Annotated in this window: 14 protein-coding genes; 11 read left to right on the plus strand and 3 right to left on the minus strand. The window is 62.7% G+C overall.

Annotation, left to right across the window (positions count from 1 at the left end; genetic code table 11):
- Positions 1-42: 42 nt before the first annotated feature.
- The 3 genes from ASD12_RS31405 to ASD12_RS31415 are packed head-to-tail and all read left to right on the plus strand — an operon-like array spanning position 43 to position 3,385.
- Complete coding sequence (locus ASD12_RS31405; protein WP_056596190.1) at positions 43-1,320, plus strand: beta-ketoacyl-ACP synthase; 1,278 nt, start codon at positions 43-45, stop codon at positions 1,318-1,320.
- 36 nt (positions 1,321-1,356) lie between these two features.
- Positions 1,357-2,385: a zinc-binding dehydrogenase gene (locus tag ASD12_RS31410; RefSeq protein ID WP_056596193.1), complete on the plus strand. Its 1,029-nt coding sequence runs from the start codon at positions 1,357-1,359 to the stop codon at positions 2,383-2,385.
- Positions 2,386-2,398: 13 nt separating this feature from the next.
- The gene (locus ASD12_RS31415; RefSeq protein ID WP_056596881.1) at positions 2,399-3,385 is read left to right on the plus strand and encodes a lipid A biosynthesis lauroyl acyltransferase; all 987 of its coding nucleotides are present in this window, start codon (positions 2,399-2,401) and stop codon (positions 3,383-3,385) included.
- A 190-nt stretch (positions 3,386-3,575) separates the two neighbouring features.
- Here the strand turns inward: ASD12_RS31415 and ASD12_RS31420 are convergent, their stop codons facing one another.
- Both ASD12_RS31420 and ASD12_RS31425 read right to left on the minus strand, forming a co-directional pair.
- Positions 3,576-4,517 carry a hypothetical protein gene (locus ASD12_RS31420; RefSeq protein ID WP_156389007.1) on the minus strand — a complete coding sequence of 314 codons (942 nt, stop codon included), beginning with the start codon at positions 4,515-4,517 and terminating at the stop codon, positions 3,576-3,578.
- 110 nt (positions 4,518-4,627) lie between these two features.
- Positions 4,628-5,056: a L,D-transpeptidase gene (locus ASD12_RS31425; RefSeq protein WP_056596199.1), complete on the minus strand. Its 429-nt coding sequence runs from the start codon at positions 5,054-5,056 to the stop codon at positions 4,628-4,630.
- 222 nt (positions 5,057-5,278) lie between these two features.
- On the opposite strand from ASD12_RS31425, the gene ASD12_RS31430 reads away from it, so the two are divergent.
- From ASD12_RS31430 to ASD12_RS31450, 5 genes are all read left to right on the plus strand, one after another.
- The gene (locus ASD12_RS31430) at positions 5,279-6,559 is read left to right on the plus strand and encodes an acetylornithine deacetylase/succinyl-diaminopimelate desuccinylase family protein (protein ID WP_056596202.1); all 1,281 of its coding nucleotides are present in this window, start codon (positions 5,279-5,281) and stop codon (positions 6,557-6,559) included.
- Positions 6,560-6,722: 163 nt separating this feature from the next.
- Positions 6,723-8,201 (plus strand): ABC transporter substrate-binding protein, encoded by a 1,479-nt coding sequence (locus ASD12_RS31435; protein ID WP_056596206.1) that lies wholly within the window; start codon positions 6,723-6,725, stop codon positions 8,199-8,201.
- A 13-nt stretch (positions 8,202-8,214) separates the two neighbouring features.
- On the plus strand, positions 8,215-9,162 hold the full coding sequence (locus ASD12_RS31440; protein ID WP_056596209.1) for an ABC transporter permease: 948 nt from the start codon (positions 8,215-8,217) through the stop codon (positions 9,160-9,162).
- The gene (locus ASD12_RS31445; RefSeq protein ID WP_056596212.1) at positions 9,159-10,028 is read left to right on the plus strand and encodes an ABC transporter permease; all 870 of its coding nucleotides are present in this window, start codon (positions 9,159-9,161) and stop codon (positions 10,026-10,028) included. Before ASD12_RS31440 ends, ASD12_RS31445 begins: the two co-directional genes overlap by 4 nt.
- Positions 10,025-11,647, plus strand: coding sequence for a dipeptide ABC transporter ATP-binding protein (locus ASD12_RS31450; RefSeq protein WP_056596215.1), 1,623 nt, complete (start codon positions 10,025-10,027; stop codon positions 11,645-11,647). The genes ASD12_RS31445 and ASD12_RS31450 overlap by 4 nt, the downstream gene beginning before the upstream one ends.
- Before the next feature lie 105 nt (positions 11,648-11,752).
- On the opposite strand, the gene ASD12_RS31455 is transcribed toward ASD12_RS31450, so the two are convergent.
- The gene (locus ASD12_RS31455) at positions 11,753-12,184 is read right to left on the minus strand and encodes a TerB family tellurite resistance protein (protein WP_056596218.1); all 432 of its coding nucleotides are present in this window, start codon (positions 12,182-12,184) and stop codon (positions 11,753-11,755) included.
- 150 nt (positions 12,185-12,334) lie between these two features.
- On the opposite strand from ASD12_RS31455, the gene ASD12_RS31460 reads away from it, so the two are divergent.
- The 3 genes from ASD12_RS31460 to ASD12_RS31465 all read left to right on the plus strand — a co-directional run bounded on the left by ASD12_RS31460 (position 12,335) and on the right by ASD12_RS31465 (position 14,276).
- Complete coding sequence (locus ASD12_RS31460) at positions 12,335-13,120, plus strand: TSUP family transporter (RefSeq protein WP_056596221.1); 786 nt, start codon at positions 12,335-12,337, stop codon at positions 13,118-13,120.
- Positions 13,121-13,172: 52 nt separating this feature from the next.
- Entirely contained in the window at positions 13,173-13,343 is a 171-nt protein-coding gene (locus ASD12_RS33855) for a hypothetical protein (protein WP_023812274.1), read from the plus strand.
- 102 nt (positions 13,344-13,445) lie between these two features.
- Complete coding sequence (locus ASD12_RS31465) at positions 13,446-14,276, plus strand: AraC family transcriptional regulator (protein ID WP_056596223.1); 831 nt, start codon at positions 13,446-13,448, stop codon at positions 14,274-14,276.
- Positions 14,277-14,310: the final 34 nt, after the last annotated feature.

Below are 14,310 nucleotides of genomic sequence, written 5' to 3' on the forward strand. Positions count from 1 at the left end.
GACTGATCCATGCTGCAACGATAAACGCTCGAGGGCTCCCGGATGGCCAATCTGAATGATCACATGGGCAGGCCGATCGTCGCCGTCACCGGCATCGGCGTGGTGACCTCGCTTGGCGTCGGCAAATCAGACAATTGGGCGGCGCTGACCTCGGGCAAGTCGGGCATTCACCCGATCACCCGCTTTCCAATCGATCAACTGAACACCCGCATCTCCGGCATGGTCGATTTCCTGCCATCGAGCTCGAAAGGTGCCAGCCCACTCACCTATGAGCTTGCCGAGCTTGCGGGCCTCGAAGCGGTGACCGAAGCCGGTCTTGATTCCAGCGATTTCGGCGGACCGCTCTTCCTGGCATCGCCCCCGGTCGAACTTGATTGGACCGAACGCTTCTCGCTCTACAATTCTGGCAAGGACAAGGACGACACCGCCGCCGAAAGACTGCTTCGGGTCGCGCGTAGCTTGAAAGAGCTGGATATTTTCGAGACCACCCAGTTCGGTTCGATCGCCGACCGCCTTGCCGATCGTCTTGGCACACGCGGTCTGCCGATCACGCTGTCGACGGCTTGCGCTTCGGGTGCCACTGCGATCCAGCTCGGAGTCGAGGCGATCCGACGCGGCGAATGCGACCGGGCCCTGTCGATCGGCGCGGACGGGTCTGCCACCGCCGAGGCATTGATCCGTTTCTCATTGCTTTCGGCGCTCTCCACGCACAACGACATTCCCGAAAAGGCATCGAAGCCTTTCTCCAGGGATCGCGACGGCTTCGTGTTGGCCGAGGGATCCGGGGCGCTGGTGTTGGAATCGCTTGAGGCGGCATTGGCTCGTGGCGCGACTATTCTCGGCGTCCTGGGGGGGTGCGGCGAGAAGGCCGACGACTTCCACCGCACCCGCTCGAAGCCGGACGCTTCGCCGGCCATCGCCGCGGTTCGCGCCGCCCTTGCCGATGCCGGCCTGAGTGAAGACGAGATCGACTATGTCAACGCCCACGGCACGTCGACTCCGGAGAACGACAAGATGGAACATCTGGCGCTGTCGACCGTGTTCGGCGAACGGATCAGCTCGATGCCGGTTTCGTCGAACAAGTCGATGATTGGCCACACGCTGTCGGCGGCGGGCGCGGTCGAGGCGGCGTTCTCGCTGATGACAATGCGTGAAAGCGTCATTCCGCCGACCATCAACTACGACAACCCCGATCCGGCGATCGTGCTCGATGTGGTGCCGAACAAGAAGCGCAATGCCGAGGTTCGCACCGTTCTGTCGAACTCCTTCGGCTTCGGCGGCCAGAACACTTGCCTTGTCATGGCGCGGGAACCGGTCTAAGCGAACTTTTTCAGCCAGACTGAACCGACAGGCCCCATGCGCGCATTGCAACTTATCGAGGACCGCCGTCTCGAGACGGTGGACCTGCCGCCTCCCCCACCGCCGGCACTCGGCGAAGTCACGCTACGCATCAAGGCAGTGGCGCTGAACCACATCGACGTCTGGGGCTGGCGCGGTATGGCCTTCGCCAAGCGCAAGCTGCCGCTGGTCGTCGGCGCCGAAGCCTCCGGCGAGGTCGAGGCGGTTGGCCCCGGCGTTTCCAGCCTGCTGCCCGGACAATTGGTGTCGATCTACGGCGCGCGCACCTGCGGCCTTTGCCGCGCCTGCCGCGAAGGCCGCGACAATCTCTGCGAACATGTTTCGGGCGTTCACGGCTTCCATCTCGACGGCTTTGCGCAGGAAAAGATCAACCTGCCGGCCCGCCTGCTGGTTCCTGCCCCGCCCGGCGTGACCGACATCGGTGCGGCGGTGGCGCCCGTTACCTTCGGCACCGTCGAGCATATGCTATTCGACAACGCCAGGCTGCAGCCCGGCGAAACCATTCTCATCCATGCCGGCGGATCCGGCATCGGCTCGGCCGCCATCCAGCTGGCCAAGCGAATGGGTTGCACGATCATCACCACGGTCGGCTCCAACGACAAGATCGACAAGGCCAAGGCGCTCGGCGCCGACCATGTCATCAACTATCGCGACGATCGTTTCGAGGGCGTCGTGCGCAAGCTGACCAAGAAGAAGGGCGTCGATGTCGTCTTCGAACATGTCGGCGCCGACACCTTTGCCGCCTCGATGCTGTGCCTGAAGCGTGGCGGCCGCCTGGTGACGTGCGGTTCGACCTCGGGCGTGTCGACGCAGATCAACCTGATGCAACTGTTCCAGCAGCAATTGAAACTGCTCGGCTCCTTTGGCTGCCGCATGGAGAACATGGCCAACGCCATGCAGAAGATGGCGTTGGGACAGGTCGCACCGGTCATCGACACCGAAGTCGACTTCGATGGTATCGATGGGGCGCTGAAGCGCATGGAAGGCCGCGACGTGTTCGGCAAGATCATCCTGCGCGTCGGCTAGAGCCTTGACCTCTGTGTTCAAGAAGTTCCGCCGGGACCTCAAATTTCGTTACGGCAGGCAGCTGCGCCAGTTGAACTACTGGCTGGTGGCGCGCGCGGCTATGATGATCATCTCGGTTCTGCGTCTGCTGCCGGCCGACAGTGCGCTGAACTTTGCCGACCGCGTCGCGCGCCGCGTTGGCCCCTGGGTGGGACGCCATCAGGTCGCTGTCGACAATTTGCGCAAGGCCTATCCGGAAAAGAGCGAAGCCGAAATCAAGGCAATCGCCTCCGACATGTGGGGCAACATGGCCCGGCTCGCCGCCGAGTACATCTTCCTCGATGCCCTGTTCGACTATGACCCCGCCGCCACCAAGCCCGGCCGCGTCGAGGTCAAGGGAGTAGAGCACTTCACCGAAATCGCGGCCGAAAAGCAGCCGCATATCGTCTTCACCGGCCATCTCGGCAATTTCGAACTGCTGCCGGTCGCGGCGGCGACCTTCGGCATGAACATCACGGCGCTGTTTCGACCGCCCAACAACCCCTACCTTGCCGACTATATCCTGTCGACGCGCCGCTCGACCATGGGAGCGCTGCTGCCGTCGATGGCCGGCGCGTCGTTTGCGTTGGCGGGGGTGCTGGAAAACGGCGGCAACATCGGCGTCCTTGTCGACCAGAAATTCTCCAATGGCCTGGACACGACATTCTTCGGCCGTCCCTGCCAGAGCAACCGGGTGCTGGCTACCCTTGCCCGTCACTACGACTGCGACGTCTATCCGGCGCGCTGTGTCAGGCTGCCCTGCAACCGCTTCCGGCTCGAGATCGAGGACAAGTTGACATTGCCGCGCAACGCTGACGGCAGCGTCGATGTCCACGCCACCACCCAGTTGCTCTGCGACGTGGTCGAACGCTGGGTACGCGAAGACCCCGGCCAGTGGATGTGGTTCCACAAAAGGTGGGAGATCGGCGGCGGGCGGAGAAAGCGGCCCCCACAGGCAAAAGCACCTGCCATCAGCGCCTGAGCTCGTCCATTGGCGAGCGCCCCTGCGCTGACCGCAACTCATGGGTCAGCAATGGCTGGCGACCTTCGAGCAGACAAAACCTTCGCCGGATCCTTTCGCGATCAATTGGAGACAAGGAATAGCCGCAAGGATCGCTCCTCGCGGCTAGGGCAATCGATCTTTCTGTCAGGCCCGGAAAAGCCCGCCAGCGCTACAAAGCCGGTAATGGCAGGATGAAATTGGGCCGATAGGTGTCCATCGTGGCGCCGTTGCGGTCTTCCTCGAGCAGCGTGTTCGAACCGAAGCTCGCCCGCAGGCCGATCACGTATTTGTGGATGTTCAGATCGGTGCTCTCAACCGACATATGATCCAGCTGATAGCGTCCAAACACCGAGAACGGCGTGCCGGAGAACCGGTAGTTGGCCTGCAGCGCCGCGGTAATGGTGTCGAGATGATCGCCGAACCCTGACAGTCTCGCAAAGCCAAGCTCGCCGTCGAAGCGAAGATTATCTTGGGCGAAGTAGCGCACCACGGCGCGCCCGCCCCATTGGTCATAGTGCTCGGATTCGCCGTTGGCCCGCAGCTGGCCGTAGTAGGCCTGGCCGTAGACGGTCACGTTGCCGAAATAGGCCTGGGCTTCGGGGCCAACCGTGAAATTGTAAATCTTCGGACCGCCAATGTCCCCACCGTAGCGTGTGAAGGTCGCGAACCCGCCGAGCGCATGGCTGCTCGGGTCACGCCAGTAGCCGTGGATCGCGCCACCATAACCATAAATGTTGCTGCCCTCGACCCAAAGCGAATCTATGTTCGCATCGGTTTGGATGTTCCAGCGTGCGTCGATCGGGAAATTGACCCGACCGGCACCGCCAGCTGTCGTCGCAGAGAGATGTCCACCATCTGCCGACAGATACAATCCGCCAAGATAAGCTTCGACATAGCCGGAAATATGCGGCTGTGCGAGTTCCTGATCCATGACAATTGGCTCAACCGCATCGGCGGCGAAGGCCGAAGTAGCGGTGACGGCAATCGCCGCCCCAAGAAGAAGTCTGTACATTAAAGCCCCTCGCAAGTTATCTGCTTGAAAGCTAACATAATCGCGTTTTGGCAGAAACCATTCGCCGGGCCCAAGTGACGCTACGACACCGTTTCCCAAGCCAATGCGCTATTCCTGCAACATTTTTAAAGCAAAGCGCCCGAGATTCAGGCAATTGCAGCCGATCCCGCCGCAAAAAACCACGGTGGAATCAACAGCCGGTCTAAGCCCTAATTGGTGACGACAATCCGCGTGTTGCCGAACCCCACTTCCCGCACCATCGAGTAGAAGGCAGCGGCATTTGCCGTATGAAGGCGCACGCAGCCATGCGACGCCGGGCGGCCGAGCTGCCTGACCGCGCCTGTTCCGTGGATGGCATAGCCGCCATGGAAGAACACGGAATAGGGCATCGGCGACATGTCGTATTTGCGCGAATACCACATCCGCGCCGTCCGTTGAGGCCGATAGCTGCCGCGCGGCGTAATGTAGCCTTTGCGCGCGGTGGAGACGCTCCAGCGGTAAACCGCCGCACCATATCTGACCGTCATCGTCTGCGACGACACGTCTATGTTTGCAACGAGGCTGGCTGCCCAGCCCTGCCCCGAAGCACCGAACAGCATCGTGACAAACACGGCTGCCATGAGAACTATCTTTTTCATGCGATCAAACCCCTTTGATTGCCCCTTACTTGCCTGCCATCACGTTGTTTTTCATCTTTTTAATGGCAGGTGAATGAGGTAGCACACACTCCTTGACCAATTCGCCAATCCAAAGCAGCGAATTTGAACGATTTCCCGCGATAGTTGCCGCAACGACACGCCGCACGGGCTTGATCACCAGCGGGCTTGCAAAACCAAGTCGATCGCTGCTCAACTCCGCGCATGAACGAGCGACTCCTCCAGGCAATCGATGACAGGCGCGACGATGTCGTCGCGCTGACCGCCGAGCTGATCCGTTTTCCGACCATCAATCCACCCGGCGAGGCCTACCGGCCATGCGCCGAATATCTCGGCGCGCGGCTGAAGAAGAGCGGTTTCGAGACCGAATTCATCCGCGCCGAAGGCACGCCCGGCGACACCGATCGCTACCCGCGTGTCAATGTCGTTGCTCGTTTCGACGGAAAGTCGCCCGGCGCCTGCGTCCACTTCAACTCGCATATCGACGTGGTCGAAGCCGGTGACGGATGGACCGTCGATCCCTTTGCCGGCATCGTCAGGGACGGCAAGGTCTATGGCCGTGGCGCCTGCGACATGAAGGGCGGTCTTGCCGCCTCGATCATCGCCGCCGAAGCCTTCTTGGAAGTGTTTCCCGACTTTCCCGGCGCTATCGAAATATCTGGCACCGTCGACGAGGAGTCCGGCGGCTTCGGCGGCGTCGCCCATCTGGCCGGGCTCGGCTATTTCTCGAAACCCAGGGTCGACCACGTCATCATTCCCGAGCCGCTGAACAAGGACCGCATCTGTCTCGGTCATCGCGGCGTGTGGTGGGCGGAAATCGAGACCACGGGCGAGATCGCTCATGGCTCGATGCCGTTCCTCGGCGACAATGCGGTGCGCCATATGGGTGCCGTGCTGCGGGCTTTCGAGGACGAACTGTTCCCCGCACTCGACCGCAAGATGACGCGCATGCCGGTCGTGCCCGAAGGAGCAAAGCGCTCGACCATGAACATCAATTCGATCCATGGCGGCCAAACCGAGGATTTCCGGCCCGGCCTGCCCTCGCCCAACGTGCCCGACTCCTGCCGGCTGACCATCGACCGCCGTTTCCTGCTCGAGGAAGATCTCGACACCGTCAAAGGTGAGGTGACCGGCATTCTCGACCGGTTGAAGCGCGAGCGCAAAAAATTCGACTATGAAATCCGCGACCTGATGGAAGTGCTGCCGTTGATGACCGAGCGCAACGCCCCAGTGGTCAAGGCGGTTGCGCAAGGCATCATGGCGATCTTCGACCGCGAACCCGACTACGTCATTTCGCCGGGCACCTATGACCAGAAGCACATTGCCCGCATCGGCCATATCTATGACTGCATCGCCTATGGCCCTGGCATTCTCGACCTCGCCCACCGGCCGGACGAATGGGTCGGGATATCGGACATGGTGGAATCGGCCAAGGTGATGGCGATCGGGCTCAACGTGCTGCTGCGCGGCACAGCCACCGGATAAGGCACGCACTGCGACAAGCTTCGACCTGCTGATGAGGCCGCCAGGACAAAAACATTCCCGGCCACGCTGACGGGCAGAACGAAACGCAATTTACTCCGCGGCGAAATCACGCTTCTATCGCTCGGGTTTGAGCACGTGTCTGAAACGCATGGGGAGTTGCACGATGAGATTGTGGAAAACCATCCTGGCCGCCGCAGTGCTGTCACTGGCCGCCGGCACCTCCGCGTTTGCCGCGCGAACCGACCTGGTCATCGGCATTCCCCTCGAACCCCCGCATCTCGATCCGACCGCCGGTGCCGCCGCGGCGATCGACGAGGTTCTCTACGCCAATGTGTTCGAGGGCCTGACGCGCATCGGGCCGAATGGCGAGGTGCTGCCAGATCTGGCCGTAAGCTGGACCATTTCCGATGACGGCAAGGTCTACACCTTCAAGCTGCACACCGGCGTGAAATTCCACGACGGCACCGATTTCAACGCGGACGACGTGAAATTCTCACTCGATCGCGCTCGCGCCGACAATTCCGTCAACGCGCAAAAGGGCCTGTTCGCCGGTATCGACAAGGTCGAGGTTGTCGATCCGGCGACCGTGAAGGTCACGCTGAAGAACCCGCAAGGCTCCTTCCTCTACAATATGGGCTGGGGCGACGCGGTGATCGTGGCGCCTGAATCGGCCGACACCAACAAGGAAAAGCCAATCGGGACCGGTCCGTTCAAGTTCCAGAGCTGGGCAAAGGGGTCGTCGATCACGCTGGTGAAATCCGACCATTACTGGGGCACGCCGGCGTCTCTCGACAAGGCCGAATTCCGCATCGTGCCCGATGCTGCGGCCGCCGTGCCGGCGCTGCTCTCCGGCGATATCCAGGCCTTTCCCTTCTTTGATCCCGACAGCGTCGCGCAGGTCAAGGACGACCCACGCTTCAAGGTGGTGATCGGCTCGACCGAGGGCGAGACCATCCTGTCGATCAACAACAAGAAGCCGCCCTTCGACAAGCTGCAGGTGAGGCAGGCGATTTCCTACGCGCTCGACCGCAAGGCGATCATCGACGGCGCTTCGGCGGGCCTCGGCCTGCCAATCGGCTCCCACATCTCCCCGGCCAGCAAGGACTGTGTCGACCTCACCGGCCGCTATCCGCATGATGTCGCCAAGGCCAAGGAACTGTTGAAGGAAGCGGGCTTGGAGAGCGGCTTCAAGGCAACACTGAAACTGCCGCCGCCGTCCTATGCACGGCTTGGCGGCGAGATCATCGCTTCGCAACTTCGTGACGTCGGCATCGATCTGGAAATCATTCCGGTCGAATGGGCACAGTGGCTGGATCAGGTGTTCACCAAGAAGGATTACGACCTCACCATCGTCTCCCACACCGAACCCAACGACATCGATATCTATTCGCGCAAGGATTATTACTTCAACTACGACAACCCGGCCTTCGACAAGGTGATCGCCGACCTCAACCTCACCTCCGACGAAGCCAAGCGCAAGGAATTGCTGGGACAGGCGCAGAAGATCTTGGCCGACGATGCCGTGGTCGGCTTCCTCTACGAACTGCCGAAGGTCGGCGTCTGGGACGCCAAGCTGCAGGGGCTATGGGAAAACGCGCCGATCCAGGCCAATGACCTGACCAAGGTGAAGTGGAGCGAGTGATCCCCCGCCTTCCATGACAGCCTATCTCCTAAAACGCCTCGCCATCGCCATCGCCACGCTGGTGCTGGCTTCGATGGTGGTGTTCGCCGTCCTGGAGATCCTGCCCGGCGACCCGGCGCGGCTGATGCTGGGCATGAACGCCAGTGCCGATCAGGTCGAATTGCTGCGCAACCAGATGGGCCTCAACGCGCCGCTGGCTTGGCGCTATCTGCACTGGGCCGGCGGTCTGCTCAGTCTCGATTTGGGCCGCTCCTACACCTATTCCGTGCCGGTCATCGATCTGGTGCGCGAGCGGCTGGCCGTCTCGCTGCCGCTGGCGCTAATTGCGCTTGCGCTCTCCACCATCATCGCGATTCCCGTCGGCCTGTTTTCCGCCAGCCGGCGTGGACGGGTCGGTGATACGATTTCCATGGGCGCCGCACAGCTTGGCGTCGCCGTGCCCAATTTCTGGTTCGCGCTGATGCTGATCTATGTCTTCGCCGTCTGGCTGCGGCTGGTTCCGGCCGGTGGCTTTCCCGGCTGGAGTGCCGGTATCTGGCCAGCCTTGAAATCGCTGCTGCTGCCCGCCGTGGCGCTTGCCTTGCCGCAAGCGGCGATCCTGGCGCGCGTCACCCGCTCGGCGCTGATCGAGGTGCTGAACGAAGACTATATCCGCACCGCCCGCGCCAAGGGCTTGCCCTATCGCGCCGTGCTGTGGCGGCACGCGCTGCGCAACGCCATGATCCCGGTGCTGACCATTCTGGGCCTGCAGTTCGCCTTCCTGCTTGCCGGCACCATCATCATCGAGAATGTCTTTTATCTGCCCGGCCTCGGCCGGCTGGTGTTCCAGGCAATCACCCAGCGCGACCTGATCGTCGTCGAAAGCGTCGTCATGCTGCTGGTCGCGGCCGTCATCGCCGTCAACCTCCTCGTCGACCTCTCCTATGCGATCGTCGATCCGCGCCTGAGAAGCCGGCAATGACGCTGCACGTCGACATCCCCGAGGAGACGTTCAGCAGCATCCTGGCCAAGGCATTCAGGAACACCGCCTTCGTTGCCGGTTTCGTCATCACCTTGCTGATCCTGGCCATGGCGATCGTCTCCTATGCCTGGACGCCTTACGACGTCACCAAACTGGTGATATCGGACAAGACACAAGCCCCCTCGCTGGCGCACTGGTTCGGCACCGACCATTTCGGCCGCGACATACTGTCGATGGTCATGGTCGGCGCCCGCAATTCGATTGCCGTGGCGCTAGTCGCGGTCGGCATCGGCATGGGGGTCGGCGTGCCGCTCGGCACCTTTGCCGCCGCACGCGGCGGCCTCGTCGATGAGATGCTGATGCGGCTGAACGACCTCGTCTTCGCCTTCCCGGCTTTGCTGTCGGCGATCATGATCACCGCCATCTTCGGGCCGGGCGCCGTCAACGCCATCATCGCCATCGGCATCTTCAACATCCCGGTCTTTGCCCGTGTCGCCCGGGCCGGCGCGCTGGCGATCTGGCCGCGCGAGTTCATTCTAGCCGCGCGCGCCGCCGGCAAGAACAGCACGCAGATATCAATCGAACATGTGCTGCCCAACATCGCCACCCTGCTTCTGGTGCAAGGCACCATCCAGTTCGCGCTGGGCATCCTGGCCGAGGCCGGGCTGTCCTATCTGGGCCTCGGCGCCCAGCCGCCGATGCCGAGTTGGGGCCGCATGCTGTTCGACGCGCAGACCCGCATGGTGGTGGCGCCATGGATGGCGATCTTTCCCGGCATGGCGATCGTTGTCGCCGTGCTCGGCTTGAACCTACTGGGCGACGGCATCGCCGACATCCTCGATCCGAAATCGCGGCGGCAGCGATGAGCCTGCTCGACATCCAGAACCTGTCACTGGCCATCGGCGACACGCAGATCCTCAGGGATGTGGAGCTTTCCGTCGCGCCCGGCGAGGTGATGGGGCTGGTCGGCGAATCCGGTTCGGGCAAGTCGATGACCGCGCTGACGGTGATGCGGCTTCTGCCCTATGCCGCGCGCGCCACCGGGCGCGTTGCTTTCGACGGCATCGACATCCTGGCAGCAACCGAGGACCAGATGTGTGCGCTGCGCGGCGACGACATCGGCATGGTGTTCCAGGAGCCGATGACGGCGCTCAATCCGGTCAAGACCATCGGCGAACAGGTCGCCGAAGGCATACGCTGGCACACCAAGGCCAGCCGCGCCGAGGCCGAAGACCGGGCGCGAAAAATGCTCGACCGTGTCGGCTTGCCCGAAGCGAAATTCCCAATGTCGCGCTATCCGCACGAACTGTCCGGCGGCCAGCGCCAGCGCGTCGTCATCGCCATCGCTTGCGCGCTGAAGCCGAAGCTGCTGATCGCCGACGAACCGACGACGGCGCTTGATGTGGTGCTGCAGGCACAGATCCTCGACCTCTTGCGCGACCTCGTCGCCGAAAGCCGCATGGGCCTGCTCCTGATCTCGCACGACCTCGCCGTGGTGACCGAGATGGCGGACCGCATCACCATCCTGCGCCGCGGCGAGGTGATGGAGGCCGGGGACACGGCGCGCACGCTGTCCGAACAGTTCCATCCCTACACGCGCCAGCTGGCGCAGGCCTCGATGCATGTGCCGGCGCGCGCCAGGCCGCATGGCGTCGAGACGGGCCATCCCTTGCTTCGGGTCGAGGGCGTGACCCGCGACTATCCCGGCCGGCGCATGTCGCTGTTCAGGCGCGCGCCTGGTATCCGCGCCGTCGACGATGTCTCGCTGTCGATGGCGCCGGGTCAGTCTGTGGCGCTAGTCGGCCGCTCCGGTTGCGGCAAGTCAACGCTCGCCCGCATGATCCTGGCCCTGGATCGGCCGACATCGGGCACGATCCGGTTTCGCGGCGAGACCATCACCGGCAAGAGCGAAGCCGAGCTGAAGCCGGCGCGGCGTGACATGCAGGTCGTTTTTCAAGATCCCTACGGATCCTTCGATCCTCGCCAGAAGGTTGAAAAACTGGTCGCCGAACCCCTGCATGTACTGGAGAGAAAGCCGACGCGCGCCGGGCGCCGCGAGATGGTGGCGCATGCCCTGCACGAAGTCGGCCTCGACCAGCGCGACATGGACAAATACCCGCACGAATTTTCAGGCGGCCAGCGTCAGCGCCTGTCGATCGCCCGCGCCATCATCACGCGCCCCAAGCTGGTCGTCGCCGACGAGCCGGTCTCGGCGCTCGATGTCTCGATCCGCGCCCAGATCCTCGATTTGTTCGCGGAGCTCAACCAGAAGCTCGGCATCGCCTACCTCTTCATCACCCACGACCTGACCGTCGCCCGCGCCATCACGGACGAGGTGCTGGTCATGCATGACGGCAAGATCGTCGAACGCGGCAAAACCAGCGAGGTGCTCGACCACCCGCAGTCCGAGGCAGCCAAGGCGCTTGTCACCGCCGCCCCTGATTTGCACCGGGCAATCGCTCGGCGAATGCAGGAACAAGGGTGAGCGACCGGTTCGCGAAGCGAATCCGTCGTGCCAGTGGCACGATGGAAGGTCGCGAACGCCGGGGAGTTGCCGCAGGCAGCGAGCCCCGGCCGGCAGCCCGTTATCCTACTTTTCCGGCTCCACCATATCGACCGGGCTGATGTCGAGCAGGTCGAGCGTGCGGCGCAGCAGGCGCACCTCGCTCTCGGCCAGTTGCGAATCCGCCTTGGCGATTTCCGCCATATGGCGGGCCAATTGCTTACGGCGTTCGATGTCGAGATCGCGGAACAATGCAATCGCCTGCGAGCCATTTGTCTCGTAGCCGAACTCGTTGAGATATTCGATGACGCTATCGATGCTGGTTTCGGCAATGCCGAAGGCGTCCTTGCAGATGCGCCGGAAGGCAACCATCTCGCTCTCGCTGACCGAACCGTCGGCCAGGATCATGCGAAACAGCATCAGCAATTCCGCCGACAAGACAGGATCGTCCGCCACCTTGCGCACGCCCGGGTCGCCGTCGAAGATCTGACGTATCTGGTCCAGCAATGCGAATGCCATCAGGAGCCTCTTTTCGGGTTAACGACACACAAACACAAATCCAAGCGCGATGCGCTTGGATAGAGGTAGCGCGGAATCGACCTTGCGCAAACAGGGCGGTCGTGGTCGAACGCCCGTTGTCTCAGCCGGCCGGACTCCTCCATACATCAGATGATCGACCTTAGCATCCAGACCGTCGCCATGCTCGCCTTCGCCGCCTTTGCGGCGGGCTTTGTCGATTCGATCGCCGGCGGCGGCGGGCTGATCACCGTGCCGGCGCTGCTGCTTGCCGGCTTCACGCCGGTCCAGGCGCTCGCCACCAACAAATTGCAAGGCATGTTCGGCTCGGGCTCGGCGACCATCCACTACGCGTCGAAGGGTCATGTCGACCTGCGCCGACAATTGCCGTCGGCGCTTTTGGCCCTTGTCGGCAGCGCCATCGGCGCCTTGCTGGCGACGATCGTGCCGGGTGACATTCTGCGGGCCGCCCTGCCCATCGTGCTGATCGCCACCGCGCTCTACTTCGCGTTCAAGCCGAACATGAACGATGTCGACCGCGCCGAGCGCCTGTCGCCGTTCCTGTTCGGACTGACCCTGGTGCCCGCCATCGGCTTCTATGATGGCCTGTTCGGACCAGGTGCGGGCTCCTTCTACATGCTGGCCTTCGTGGCACTGGCCGGCTACGGCGTGCTCAAGGCGACGGCGCATACCAAACTGCTCAACTTCGCCTCCAACATCGGCGGCTTCATCGTCTTCGCGGGCTTCGGCGTCGTCTACTGGAAGATCGGCCTGATGATGGGCGTTGCCCAGTTCCTCGGCGCCCGTGTCGGCGCCAGCCTGGCCATGCGCATCGGCGCAAAACTGATCAAGCCGCTGCTGGTGATTGTCTGCCTGGCGCTGGCGGTGAAGCTGCTGGCGGACCCGGCGAACCCGCTGCGGGCCTTGATTGGTGTGTGATCACGCGCCCTGATAGAATGCCGCTGTTCGAATCATGTTGGAGGAGCCACACATGAATCTTAGCGCACCTACCCAGATCGTTTTTATCATCTCCGTTGTCATCGCCATCATCGGCGTTCTCGCCGCGCTTGGCGTTCTTGCGTTCATTCCACTCGCATCGGTGTGGATCGTGCTTATTGCTTTCATCGTGCTTGCCGGCGGCTGCTTGATGCGCGGCGCCTGACCATTTCACTTGAAGTGGGGACGAGGAGCGCCCGGCCAAAAGCCGGGCGCTTTTGATTCCGGCCCCGGGTCTGCTAGATTTGACTTGGCGCAAGGATGGCCGATGCCAGTCACGATGCAACCCCAGCAAGAGCAAGACCGATCCGTCGCCGGGCGGTTCGAGATGCGCTGGCGCCTGCCCGATCCTCGACTTCAGGGCATTGTGTCGGACATTTGCGGTTACCGCGAAACAGCGCCCGGCCATCTGCGCAACGTCGAATACGCGTCGCTCACCGTACCGCTGGTCATCAGCTTCGCCGAACCCTTCGCCATCGGCCTCGGCAAGGCGCCTGATGACAATGACCGCTTCGCCAGTTTCGCCGCCGGCCTCTATGCCGGACCGGTGGTGATCGAATCCTTCGGCGGCGCCTGCTGCGTCCAGGTCAACTTCACGCCGCTTGGCGCACGCCGTTTCTTCCACCTGCCGATGAGCGAACTGGCCGACAGCATGGTCGTCCTAGACGACGTGCTTGGCGCGCAAGGCTTGGCGCTGCGTGAACGGCTCGGCAACGCGCCGGACTGGGCAACGCGTTTCGACATGGCCGAAGCCTTCGTCGCCGCCCGTCTCGAGAACGCCGCGGAGACGCCGCTCGAAATCGCCTGGGCCTATGACCGCATCATCACGTCTGGCGGCAGAACCCGCATTGCATCGATCGCCGAAAGACTGGGCTGGAGCCGCAAACATCTCGCCGCCAGTTTTTCCAACGCCATCGGCATCGGCCCCAAGACGCTGTCGCGCATCGTCCGCTTCAACCGCGCGCTCGGCCTGTCGAGGCAGCAAACCGTCGACTGGGCGGATATCGCCGCCGATTGCGGCTATGCCGACCAGGCGCATCTGGTGCGCGAGTTCCGCGACCTTGCCGGCGAGACACCGACCGCGCTCTCTGTCAGGTAACATTTCTTCAAGACGCTGGAACGGCCTTCGACCA

The organism is Mesorhizobium sp. Root102, from assembly GCF_001425625.1.
Lineage (GTDB): Bacteria > Pseudomonadota > Alphaproteobacteria > Rhizobiales > Rhizobiaceae > Mesorhizobium.

Bases quoted from the DNA above. Each gene is read 5' to 3' on its own strand.
- ASD12_RS31460 (WP_056596221.1), top strand. From the start codon at position 12,335: ATGATCGACCTTAGCATCCAGACCGTCGCCATGCTCGCCTTCGCCGCC.
- ASD12_RS31445 (WP_056596212.1), top strand. From the start codon at position 9,159: ATGACGCTGCACGTCGACATCCCCGAGGAGACGTTCAGCAGCATCCTG.
- ASD12_RS31430 (WP_056596202.1), top strand. From the start codon at position 5,279: ATGAACGAGCGACTCCTCCAGGCAATCGATGACAGGCGCGACGATGTC.
- ASD12_RS31425 (WP_056596199.1), bottom strand. From the start codon at position 5,056: ATGAAAAAGATAGTTCTCATGGCAGCCGTGTTTGTCACGATGCTGTTC.
- ASD12_RS31450 (WP_056596215.1), top strand. From the start codon at position 10,025: ATGAGCCTGCTCGACATCCAGAACCTGTCACTGGCCATCGGCGACACG.
- ASD12_RS31455 (WP_056596218.1), bottom strand. From the start codon at position 12,184: ATGGCATTCGCATTGCTGGACCAGATACGTCAGATCTTCGACGGCGAC.
- ASD12_RS33855 (WP_023812274.1), top strand. From the start codon at position 13,173: ATGAATCTTAGCGCACCTACCCAGATCGTTTTTATCATCTCCGTTGTC.
- ASD12_RS31410 (WP_056596193.1), top strand. From the start codon at position 1,357: ATGCGCGCATTGCAACTTATCGAGGACCGCCGTCTCGAGACGGTGGAC.
- ASD12_RS31435 (WP_056596206.1), top strand. From the start codon at position 6,723: ATGAGATTGTGGAAAACCATCCTGGCCGCCGCAGTGCTGTCACTGGCC.
- ASD12_RS31440 (WP_056596209.1), top strand. From the start codon at position 8,215: ATGACAGCCTATCTCCTAAAACGCCTCGCCATCGCCATCGCCACGCTG.
- ASD12_RS31465 (WP_056596223.1), top strand. From the start codon at position 13,446: ATGCCAGTCACGATGCAACCCCAGCAAGAGCAAGACCGATCCGTCGCC.
- ASD12_RS31405 (WP_056596190.1), top strand. From the start codon at position 43: ATGGCCAATCTGAATGATCACATGGGCAGGCCGATCGTCGCCGTCACC.